General features: G+C 65.5%; 1 protein-coding gene. It reads left to right on the forward strand.

The genetic code is table 11. The features are described 5' to 3' along the window. The coding region (locus KHO41_RS41025) for a transposase (RefSeq protein WP_211958892.1) at nucleotides 1–617 on the forward strand (617 nt) is incomplete at its 5' end. Between the last annotated feature and the right edge of the window lie 113 nt (nucleotides 618–730).

A 730-nucleotide genomic window follows, 5' to 3' on the forward strand; every position in this document is an offset into this window, starting at 1 on the left:
ATCCCGAGCCGCCAGAGGCTGGCCCCAAGGACAGCGACCAAGTCAACCTCACGGATGAGCAGTCGCGCATCATGCCCGTCTCGGGCGGGGGCTTCGAGCAAAGCTACAACGCGCAAGCCGGCGTGGACACCGAGACGATGATGGTGGTCACCCGGCACGTGAGCCAGGCGTGCAACGACAAGCGAGAAGTCGTGCCCACGCTGGAGCAGATCGTGGCGTTGCCCGCGGTGCTGGGCGAGGTGCACACGCTGATCACGGACAACGGCTTCTTCAGTCAGACCAACGTGATCGCCTGCCGCGATGCGGGGGTCGAGCCGCTGCTGGCGCTCAAGAGGGAATCGCATCATGTCCCCGTGCTGGAGCGCTTCGCACCCGATGCTCCCGCCCCCCAGACGAAGGACCCGGTTGTGCAGATGGCGCACCGTCTGGGCACACAAGCCGGGCGCGCCCTCTACAGCCTGCGCAAGCAGACGGTGGAGCCGGTGTTCGGCATCATCAAGCGGGTGATGGGTTGGCGCCAGATGAGCATGCGTGGGCTGGTCCACGCCCAAGGCGAATGGAGCTTGGTGACCATGGCCTGGAACATCAAGCGCATGCATGTGCTGCGCACCGCGTGAGGGGAAAAGTGTGCCCCGGTCACGCCGAAAACGAGTCCTCAGGCGGCTCGATACGCCCCCGTGGAGACTCGCCAACCGCTGAGAACGCTCGATCAGCGCGACGCCGTCTCAAA

The sequence above is a fragment of the Cupriavidus numazuensis genome (assembly GCF_905397435.1).
GTDB lineage: Bacteria > Pseudomonadota > Gammaproteobacteria > Burkholderiales > Burkholderiaceae > Cupriavidus > Cupriavidus numazuensis.